Annotated in this window: 8 protein-coding genes; 6 read left to right on the top strand and 2 right to left on the bottom strand. The window is 72.1% G+C overall.

Annotated features, from left to right (window positions below):
• Positions 1 to 24: 24 nt before the first annotated feature.
• From KZJ41_RS16305 to KZJ41_RS16285, 5 genes are all read left to right on the top strand, one after another.
• Positions 25 to 987, top strand: coding sequence for an ATP-binding cassette domain-containing protein (locus tag KZJ41_RS16305; RefSeq protein WP_251549287.1), 963 nt, complete (start codon positions 25 to 27; stop codon positions 985 to 987).
• Positions 984 to 1,769, top strand: coding sequence for an ABC transporter permease (locus tag KZJ41_RS16300; protein ID WP_006935399.1), 786 nt, complete (start codon positions 984 to 986; stop codon positions 1,767 to 1,769). Before KZJ41_RS16305 ends, KZJ41_RS16300 begins: the two co-directional genes overlap by 4 nt.
• A complete protein-coding gene (locus KZJ41_RS16295) occupies positions 1,766 to 2,557 on the top strand; it encodes an ABC transporter permease (RefSeq protein ID WP_029544126.1) in 792 nt (263 codons plus the stop codon). Before KZJ41_RS16300 ends, KZJ41_RS16295 begins: the two co-directional genes overlap by 4 nt.
• 133 nt (positions 2,558 to 2,690) lie before the next feature.
• Entirely contained in the window at positions 2,691 to 2,948 is a 258-nt protein-coding gene (locus tag KZJ41_RS16290; RefSeq protein ID WP_006935401.1) for a chorismate mutase, read from the top strand.
• A gap of 698 nt (positions 2,949 to 3,646) precedes the next feature.
• Positions 3,647 to 3,892, top strand: coding sequence for a hypothetical protein (locus KZJ41_RS16285; RefSeq protein WP_155951782.1), 246 nt, complete (start codon positions 3,647 to 3,649; stop codon positions 3,890 to 3,892).
• Between the two features lie 79 nt (positions 3,893 to 3,971).
• Here KZJ41_RS16285 and treY read toward each other — a convergent pair whose 3' ends face one another.
• Both treY and glgX read right to left on the bottom strand, forming a co-directional pair.
• Positions 3,972 to 6,332 carry a malto-oligosyltrehalose synthase gene (gene treY / locus KZJ41_RS16280; RefSeq protein WP_065922500.1) on the bottom strand — a complete coding sequence of 787 codons (2,361 nt, stop codon included), beginning with the start codon at positions 6,330 to 6,332 and terminating at the stop codon, positions 3,972 to 3,974.
• Positions 6,329 to 8,728 (bottom strand): glycogen debranching protein GlgX, encoded by a 2,400-nt coding sequence (glgX, locus tag KZJ41_RS16275; protein WP_029544117.1) that lies wholly within the window; start codon positions 8,726 to 8,728, stop codon positions 6,329 to 6,331. Before glgX ends, treY begins: the two co-directional genes overlap by 4 nt.
• 103 nt (positions 8,729 to 8,831) lie before the next feature.
• Here glgX and KZJ41_RS16270 point away from each other — a divergent pair, with 103 nt between their 5' ends.
• Positions 8,832 to 10,112 carry an adenosylmethionine--8-amino-7-oxononanoate transaminase gene (locus KZJ41_RS16270; protein WP_029544114.1) on the top strand — a complete coding sequence of 427 codons (1,281 nt, stop codon included), beginning with the start codon at positions 8,832 to 8,834 and terminating at the stop codon, positions 10,110 to 10,112.
• Positions 10,113 to 10,208 lie beyond the last annotated feature (96 nt).

Raw genomic sequence — 10,208 nt, 5'->3', positions numbered from 1 at the left:
TCCACCCCTTCCGAACGGAGCACCATGTCCCCCTCGACCCCAGCCGTCCTCGTCGACGCCGTCACCAAGAGCTTCGGGCCGGTCCCGGCCCTGTGCGGCGTGAGCTTCACCGCCGAGGCCGGCGAGGTCCTCGGCGTCCTCGGCCCCAACGGCGCCGGCAAGACCACCACCGTGAACATCCTGTCCACCCTGCTGCGGCCGGATTCCGGTCGCGCCGTCGTCGCCGGCCACGACGTCGTCGCCGACGCGGCCGGGGTGCGCCGCGCGGTGATGCTCACCGGCCAGTACGCCGCCCTCGACGATATGCTCACCGGCTTCGAGAACCTGGTCCTGTTCGCCCGGCTGCTCGGGCTGCGGCGCCGCGCGGCTCGCGCCCGGGCGCGGGAACTGCTCGCCGAATTCGACCTCGAGGACGCCGCCGACCGGCGGGTCGGCAAGTACTCCGGCGGCATGCGCCGCCGCATCGACATCGCCTGCGGGCTCGTCGTCCCGCCCCAGGTGGTGTTCCTCGACGAGCCGACCACCGGGCTCGATCCGCGCAGCCGCCAACGGGTCTGGGACCTGATCGCCGGATTCAAATCCCAGGGCGTCACCACGCTGCTCACCACGCAGTACCTCGAGGAGGCCGACCTGCTCGCCGACCGGATCGTCGTCATCGACCGGGGCACCGTCGTCGCCGAGGGCACCCCCGCCCAGCTGAAGCAGCGCGTCGGCGCCACCTTCTGCGAGGTCGTCCCGGTGCGGGTGGCCGACGTGCCGGCCGTGGCGCACGTGCTCGGCCGGTTCGCGCCGGCCGCGGCGATCGAGGTCGCCGCCGACCGTGTCACGATCCCCGCGCCGCACGGCGCCGGCACCTTGGCGCAGGTCGCCACCGCCGTCGCCGCCCACGGCGTCGCCGTCTCCGACATCGCGCTGCGGCAACCGTCGCTGGACGAGGTCTTCCTCGCCCTCACCGCCGCCCGGCCGCGATTCGAGGTGGTGGCATGACCACGACGACCGTCGCACCGGTTCCCTCGCCGCTCTACCAGTGGTGGGTGCTGTCCGTACGCACCCTGATCCCGGCGATCCGCGGCGGCGAACTCGTCACCGCGCTCGTCGCGCCGCTCGTGTTCACCGTCGGGTTCTACGTGCCGCTGCAACGCGTGATCGCCCTGTTCACCGGCGGAACCGTCGATTACGGGCAGTTCCTGATGCCGCTGATCGCGTTGCAAGCCGTGTCCTTCACCGCGATCTCCGCCGCCTTCCTGGCCGCGACCGACGCGGTGCACGGCATCGACCGCCGCTTCGCGACGATGCCGATCGCGGCGGCCGTGCCGCTCGCCGCGCGCCTGTCCGCGAGCGCCGTCAAGTGCGCGCTGTCGCTCTCGGCGGCGATCGGCTGCGGGCACGTGATCGGGTTCCGGTTCGCCGGAACCGCCGCAGCCGTCGGGTTCTGCGCACTCGCGCTGACCGTCGGGATGGTCCTCACGCTCGGCGCCGACGTGATCGGCACCCTGTTCCGCAGCCCGGAAGCCACGACCCAGGCACTGATGCTGCCGCAGCTCGTGCTCGGGATGCTCTCCTGCGGCTTCGTCCCGATCGACCAGTTTCCGGCCTGGATCCAGCCGTTCGTCCGCAACCAGCCCGTCTCACAGTTCGCGTCGAGCCTGCGCGGTCTCGCCGACGGCACCGCCACCGCCACCGCGCTGACGCCGACGCTGCTGTGGCTCGGCGGGATCCTTCTGGTCGTCGTCCCCCTGGCGGCCCGCACGAATCGGAGACAGCGATGAGCACCACCGTGACCGCACCCGAGAACTCGGTACCCGCTCTCGTCAGGCACACCTGGCTGCAGGCGGGGCGCCTGCTCACCCGGTGGCGCAGGGATCCGATGACGATGCTGCAGAGCCTCGCCTACCCGGTGCTGCTGCTGCTCATGCTCGAGGCGGTGCTCGGCCGGCAGGTCTCGGCGTTCGCCGGGCACGACGCCCTGTATGGGACGGTGCCGATGGTCGTCGTGATGAGCGCCCTGCTCGGCTCGCTGGCCGGCGCCGTCACGCTCGGCCGCGAATGCGCGGCCGGGCTGCCCGCGCGGCTGTGGGTGCTGCCCGTCCACCGGGCGTCGGCGCTGGCGTCGCGGTTCCTCGCCGAGGCGGTGCGCATCGCCGTGACCACCGTCGTCATCGTCGCCGCCGGCTTCGTCCTCGGCTTCCGCTTCCAGCGGGGCCCGCTCGCCGCGATCGGCTTCCTGGCGGTGCCGGTGCTGTTCGGGGTGGCGTTCGCCGCGCTGGTCACCGCGGCCGCGCTCATGGCCGCGAAAACCGTTGTCATCGAATCGATCTCGCTGCTGTGCACGCTGATGCTGTTCTTCAACCCGGGGTTCGTGCCGATCGGTGCGTACCCGGAGGTGCTTGCGCCGGTGATCCGCAACCAGCCCATGACGAGTGCCGTCGAGACGATGCAGGCGCTCGCCCTCGGTGGCGCCGTCCAGGGGCCGCTGTTGCGCACCGTGGCCTGGTCGGTCGCCCTGCTCGCGGTGTGCGCCGTGCCGGTGATCCGCGGTTACCGGCGGGCACTGTGACCGGATCCGACGGCGCGCCGGTGACAGTGACCCCGTCGGGGTGGCGAATCCGCCACCTGGGGTGGCTGTTACCCGCCGCGCCCGCGCGGGAGTATCGATGCAGCGAACACACCGAATCCCGAAGGGAGGCATCATGACCGCCGTTGCCGAACCAGGCACCACCGACTCCGAACTGCCCCGTCTGCGCGCCGACATCGACGGCCTCGACGCCGAGCTCCTCGCCGTGGTGCGGCGCCGCATCGCGCTCGAACGACGGATCGGGCAGCTCCGGGTCGGGACGGGCGCGCCCCGCGTCACCCACGCCCACGACATGAGCGTGATCCGCCGATACGCCGCGGAGCTCGGCGAGGACGGCACGGCCCTGGCCCTGGTCCTGCTGCGCCTGCGTTAGCGGTGCGGGGCAGTCCCGGGTCCACACCCACAATCCGCAGAGCCGCCCGCTCGCCGTCCGAGAGATCGCCCGCCGTCGCGCCGCGCGCAAGGTCTCGCCGCCCGGAAGGCGACGTCCCGCACCGTGATCATCGCCGGCTCGTCGAAGCGTCGGCGCCTGCCGGATTCGAGGAGCCGGTGCACCCGCTCGGACCGGAGCAGGTTCGCATGCTCCTCCTCGAAACGCCCGGCTCCGTTGCCGGCGCACCGCCGAGCTGCTCGTACGGCCTTGCGGGCGAGCAGCTGACAGACCCGGTCCGGCATGGGCTCCGCGCCGCGGAGCCGGCGCCCGGCGGTCGCGACGTCGAGTGGCCTCGCGACGGCGTGGGCGCGCATCGCCTCCGCCACATCAGCGACCCGAAGCCCCAAGGTGGCTGATACCGCGACCGGGCACAACGCGCGATCGGCACGGGCTTTCGCTTTCCGGGCAGACCGACGATCTCCCGTGGTACTCATCGGTTACCTCCTGCCCCTGCCGGAGAGCGAGGCCGACACTGCCACGACGTCCTCCGTCAGCTCCTCTACCAACGCTGTAGCGCCCCTGTCGCGCAGTACCTCGGCGGTGGCCCCGACCGGTGACAAGCACCGCTCGGTCCGGGCCACGCCACGCCGAAGGGGGGACCCCTCCCGCCACACGACCCTGGGGTAACCCCAGGTCGGATGACCCAGACGTACCGGGGGATCGCATATCGAGCTCCGGTGGTCACGGTCTACGAGTTCGATGGGTCGGCCCGGATCCACCGGCTCCGCTCGTACTACGACAAGCTGGCCATCGAAGAGCAGATCGCCGCGAGTCTTCCCGGGATCAAGGGATGGCTGTTGCGTAAGGTGACGCGCGTCCTCCTCGCGCAAGGGCGCACAGGCCTCGAGACCCCCACGGGGCCACCGCCGACCGGTGTGGGCTGAACCGCCGGCTCGTCCCGGTCGCCGGGTCCCTCGGCCGGCGTCGCCGGCCGAGGGCCGTCCACCCCCAGGAGGAGAATTCTTAATCGCGGGCCAGCGCCGCAACGGGAAGATCCGCGAACACCTCCGCCGGCGACACCGTTCCCGACAGCCGCCGCCCGGTGAGCCGATCGACCCAGAGTCCCGGCGGCAGGTCGAGCGTCGTGTCGCCCCACCCGGTTTCCTCCAGCGTGACAGTGTGCCGCGACGCGAGCGCCACCACGTCGACCTCCTCGGCCGCCGGGCCCCGCCCGAACCCGATCAGGTGACCGGCGGCCGGCCCCGACGCGGACAGCGGAACGTAGGCCCCGCCGACGAAGCTCGCCGGCCGCTCGCGGCGCAGGCGCAGCGCCGTCCGCACCACGGCGAGCTTCGCGGTGCCGGCGTCGTCCACGGCCGGCGGTGCGTCCTGTGCGAGCAGCCGGCGTCTGGTGGCGAAGTCCACGGGCCGCCGGTTGTCCGGGTCGACGAGCGAGTCCTCCCACAGTTCGGTGCCCTGGTACACGTCGGGGATGCCGGGTCCGAGCAGCTGCAGCAGCTTCTGCCCGAGCGAATCGGCGGAGAAATGAGGGGTCAGGGACGAGACGAACTCGGTCAGTGACGCGCCGACCGGCCCGTCGCACACCGCGTCGAGCCAGGCCGCCACCGCGCCCTCGAACTCCTCGTCCACCTCGGTCCAGGTGGTGCGCAAGCCGTTCTCCCGCAACGCCTTACGGGCGTACTCGCGCAGCCGCGACCGCAGTTCCCCGGTCACCACGCCGTCGCGCGGCCACGCGCCGAACAGGTTCTGCCACAGGAACAGCCCGGTGGCGGCGTCCGGCGGCGGGGCGACGGATTCCAATTCGGACAGGCACGCCGCCCACAGCTGCGGCACCTGGGAGAGCACCCCGATGCGGGCGCGGACGTCCTCGCCCCGCTTGGTGTCGTGCGTCGACAGCGACGTCATCGCCCGCGGCCACCGCCGCGCCCGCTCCGCCCACGCCAGGTGGAACTCGGCGACGGGCAACCCGAACCGTCCCGGGTGGCCACCGACCTCCTGCAGCGACACCAGCCGCGCCGCCCGGTAGAACAGGCAGTCCTCGACGGCCTTCGCCGTCGCGGCGCCGCACACCTGGCCGAACCGGGCCCCCGCCTCTCCGCCGCGGGCCAGGGCCCGGGCCAGCACCTCGAGGGCGGGTTCGAGCGCGGCGTCGGCGCGGGCGCGGTCACCCAGGATGCGGGGCAGCATCCCGCCCAGCGACGCATAGTCCGACCGGTACACGGGCAGTTCCGCCGCCACCGCGATCACGGCGTCGCGCAGCCGCTCGTCCGGGCAGGTCGCATCGGCGGCATCTCGCCGCACGGCCCGCACCAGCCGGCGCACCTCCGGCGCCAGCCCCGTCTGCAGCACCGCGCGCTTGATCTGCTTCTCCTGCGCGTGCAGCCACTCCGCGTCGCCGGGGGTGCCGGTGCGGTCGAGTGACAGCGCGTTCAGGTCCTTCTCGCCCCGCGGATCGAGGAACACCGCACCGACCTCGCCGAGCGCGTCGTAGCCCGTGGTGCCGTCGACGGGCAGGGTCGGGTCGAGCGGTTCGCCGTCGCCGAGAATCTTCTCGATCACCAGCCACCGGTCCGGGCCGACGAGCCCGCGCAGCCGCCGCAGGTAGCCGGTCGGGTCGGCCAGGCCGTCGGGATGGTCCACGCGGACGCCGTCGGTGAGGTCGTCGTCCATCCACGACGCCACCTGGGCATGCACCGCGTCGAACACCGCGGGATCCTCCACCCGCACCGCGGCGAGGTCGTCGACGGTGAAGAACCGGCGGTACCCGATCAGGCCGCTGTCCCACGGCACCAGCCGATACGCCTGCCGCGCATGTACTTCCGCTCCGGTCCCGGCGTCGGTGCCCGGGGCGACGGGGAAGCGCCGCTCGTAGTAGGCCAGCGTCGGCTCGTCGCCGGTGCGGTCGACGGTCAGCTCCTCGACGTCGGCCGCCGAACCCAGCACGGGCAGGGCGATCCGGCCGTCGGTGCCGTTGTCCGCGGCCCAGTCGACGTCGAAGTAGGTCGCGTACCGCGAGTCGCGGCCGTGCCGCAGCACGTCCCACCACCACGGGTTCTCGCGGGGATCGCCGACGCCGACGTGGTTGGGCACGATGTCGATCAGCAGACCCATCCCGCGGGAGCGGACCTCGCGGGCGAGGGCCTCGAGGCCCGCGCGGCCGCCGAGCGCCGCCGACACCGTGGTCGGGTCCACCACGTCGTAGCCGTGGGTCGATCCGGCCGCGGCGCTGAGCACGGGGGACAGGTACACGTGTGAGACCCCGAGCGCCTCGAGGTAGTCCACGAGCGCGATCGCGTCCGCGAAGGTCGTCCCGTCGCCGGTGAGCTGCAGCCGATACGTCGACGACACCGGGCGCGGGCTCATGCGGTCCTCCGCAGCACCAGCAGCGAACGGGCCTGCACCCGCACCGACCCCCCGGCGGTCACGACCTGTTCGCGCAGTCCGTCCGGCACGTCCGTGTCCAGCGCCACCGACCATTCCTGTGCGTGCGGCCCGTCGGGGGTGACGAAGTCGATCGGCTCGTCGTGGGCGTTGAAGCACAGCAGGAACGAATCGTCGACGACGCGTTCGCCGCGCTGGTTCGGCTCGTGGATGCCCTCGCCGTTGAGGAACACCGACAGCGACTTGCCGAACCCGCTGTCCCAGTCCTCCGGGGTCATCTCCTCGCCCGCCGGGGTGCGCCAGGCGATGTCGCGGGACTGCTCGCCGCTGCGGATCGGCCGGCCCTCGAAGAACCGCCGCCGCCGGAACACCGGGTGCGACCGGCGCAGGGCGATCACGTTGCGGGTGAAGTCCAGCAGGTCCGCGTTCGTCTCCGCGAGCGACCAGTCCATCCAGGACAGCTCGTTGTCCTGGCAGTAGACGTTGTTGTTGCCCTGCTGCGTGCGCCCGAACTCGTCGCCGTGCGCGATCATCGGGGTGCCCTGGGAGAGCATCAGCGTCGCCAGGATGTTGCGGCTCTGCCGCTGCCGCAGGGCCAGCACCTCCGGGTCGTCGGTGGGGCCCTCGGCGCCGCAGTTCCACGACCGGTTGTGCGACTCGCCGTCCATGTTGTTCTCGCCGTTGGCGTCGTTGTGCTTCTCGTTGTAGGAGACGAGGTCGGCGAGGGTGAAGCCGTCGTGCGCGGTGACGAAGTTGATCGAGGCGCTCGGGCGGCGGCCGGTGGCCTCGTACAGGTCCGACGAGCCGGTGAGCCGGGAGGCGAACTCGCCGAGAGTGGCCGGTTCACCGCGCCAGTAGTCGCGGACCGTGTCGCGGTACTTGCCGTTCCACTCGGTCCACAGGCCGGGGAAGTTCCCCACCTGGTAGCCGCCCTCGCCGACGTCCCACGGTTCGGCGATCAGCTTGACCTGCGAGACGATCGGATCCTGCTGCACCAGGTCGAAGAACGCGGACAGCCGGTCCACGTCGTGCAGTTCGCGGGCCAGGGTGGAGGCCAGGTCGAAGCGGAAGCCGTCGACGTGCATCTCGGTCACCCAGTAGCGCAGCGAATCCATGATCAGCTGCAGGGTGTGCGGGTGGCGGGCGTTGAGGCTGTTGCCGGTGCCGGTGTAGTCCATGTAGTAGGACTTGTCGTCGTCGACCAGCCGGTAGTAGGCGGCGTTGTCGATGCCGCGGAACGAGATGGTCGGTCCCAGGTGGTTGCCCTCCGCGGTGTGGTTGTAGACCACGTCGAGGATCACCTCGATGCCTGCCTCGTGGTAGGCGCGCACCATCGCCTTGAACTCGGCGACGACGCCGCTCGGGTTGCTCGCCGACGAGTAGTCCAGGTGCGGGGCCAGGAAGCCGAAGGTGTTGTAGCCCCAATAGTTCCGCAGCCCACGGTCCAGCAGGACCTGATCGTGCATGAACTGGTGCACGGGCATCAGTTCGATCGCGGTGACCCCGAGGCTCTGCAGATGGTCGATGATCACCGGGTGCGCCAGTCCGGCGTAGGTGCCGCGCAGCTGCTCCGGCACGCCGGGATGGGTCGCGGTCATGCCCTTCACGTGGGCTTCGTAGATGACGGTCTCGTAGTAGGGCCGGCGCGGGTGCCGGTCGGAGGCCCAGTCGAAGAACGGGTTGATCACCACGGTCGTCATCGTGTGCCCGAGCGAATCGAGCTGCGGGAAATCGGGATTCGCCGGTGCGGCGGGCTCGGGGGCGGACTCGGCCGCCGTGTCGTCCCCGGCCCCGTCGTCCCCGGTCCCGTCGCCCTCGGTCTCGCCGGACCCGGTCCCGTCCGAGTCGTCCGCCTCGTCGGCGGTCGTGTCCCCGGCGGCCTCGGCGCCGGCGTCCTCCGCGGCCCGGGCCGCCGGCTCCGGCGCCGACTGTGCCTCCTCGGCTCCTGCCGAATGCTCCGGTTCGGACGGTGCGTCCTCGGCCCCGACCATCGCGTACGAGAACAGGGACGCATCGCCGTCGAACGCGCCGTCGTAGGCCTTGCCGTAGGGGTCGAGCAGCAGCTTGCTCGGATCGCAGCGCAGACCCTGCGCCGGGTCGTAGGGGCCGTGCACCCGGTAGCCGTAGCGCTGGCCGGGGGTCACCGTGGGCAGGTAGACGTGCCAGACGTTGCCGTCGACCTCCTCGATCGGCACGCGGGTCTCGGTGCCGTCCTTGGCGATCAGGCACAGTTCGACCTTCTCGGCGACCTCGGAGAAGAGGGCGAAGTTCGTGCCCGCCCCGTCGTAGGTCGCGCCGAGCGGATATGCGCTCCCCGGCCACACCGGGATGTCGGCCGGGAGGGCCTCCGTGGACGTGCTCGGCTCGGTGGGTTCCATGACCGCAACCCTAACCGGATCGACGGTCGCGTACGGGGCGAGCGATCCTCCCCGGCACGGGCGACGATCGGCCCCGGGGCGGGGACGCCTACAGTCGATCCTCGTGACCGTTCGTCGTCTGAGTCCCGACCGGGTCGCCGCGCTCGACGCGGCGCACCTGTGGCACCCCTACGGAGCCGTCCCTGCATCGACCGCGCCGCTCGTGGTCGACGAGGCGCACGGGACCCGGCTGCGGCTGGCCGACGGCCGGGAACTCGTCGACGGCATGAGCTCGTGGTGGGCCGCCGTGCACGGATACCGCCACCCGGTCCTCGACGCGGCGGTCACGCAGCAGCTGGGCCGGATGAGCCACGTCATGTTCGGGGGCCTCACCCACGAGCCGGCCGCGCGGCTCGCGGAGCTGCTCGTGGAGATCACCCCCGACGGTCTGGACAAGGTCTTCCTCGCCGATTCCGGGTCGGTGTCGGTGGAGGTCGCGGTCAAACTCGCATTGCAGTATCAGCGCGCGGCCGGCAGGCCGGGACGTCACCGGCTCATGACGTGGCGCGGCGGCTACCACGGCGACACGTTCGCGCCGATGAGCGTGTGCGACCCCGAGGGCGGCATGCACTCGATGTGGACCGGCGTGCTGCAGCGGCAGGTGTTCGCCCCGGCGCCGCCCCGCGAGTTCGATCCGGCGTACGTCGCCGAGTTCGAAGCGCTGCTCGAAGCCCATACGGACGAGCTGGCCGCCGTGATCGTCGAGCCGGTGGTCCAGGGGGCGGGCGGGATGCGCTTCCACGACCCCCGCTATCTGAACGAGCTGCGCCGGATGTGCGACGCACACGGGCTGCTGCTGATCTTCGACGAGATCGCCACCGGGTTCGGCCGTACCGGGGAGCTGTTCGCCGCCGACCACGCGGCCGTCGCGCCGGACGTCATGTGCGTCGGCAAGGCGTTGACCGGTGGCTATCTGACCCTGGCCGCGGTGCTGTGCACATCGGCCGTCGCCGAAGTGGTCAGCGCGGGCGAGGGCGGCGGCATCATGCACGGCCCGACGTTCATGGGCAATCCGCTCGCGTGCGCGGTTGCCGTCGCTGCCGTGGAGTTGCTGCTGTCACGGGATTGGCGCGGCGAAGTGGCCGCGCTGACCGCCGGCCTCGAGGCGGGCCTGGCGCCGGCGCGGGAGCTGCCGGGCGTGGTGGACGCGCGGGTGCTCGGCGGCATCGGCGTGCTCGAACTGGACCGGCCGGTGGACATGGGCGCCGCGACGGCGGCCGCCGTCGCGGCCGGAGTGTGGCTGCGCCCGTTCCGCAACCTGATCTACGCGATGCCGCCCTACGTCTGCAGCGCCGACGACGTGCAGAGGATCGCCGCGGGGATGTGCGCGGCGGCCCGGGCCTGATCCGGCCCGGCACGCCGGGTCACGAGCGGGGAACTCGCGGGGCGGCGGTCACCGCCGGCAGCCACCGCACGGGGAGGAATCGGCCGCCCGGAGCGT

It is taken from the genome of Rhodococcus sp. 11-3, from assembly GCF_023704055.1.
Taxonomy (GTDB): Bacteria; Actinomycetota; Actinomycetes; order Mycobacteriales; family Mycobacteriaceae; genus Rhodococcus; species Rhodococcus aetherivorans.
The sequence above is the reverse complement of the archived record's forward strand: the minus strand, read 5'-3'. Positions and strand labels throughout refer to the sequence as shown.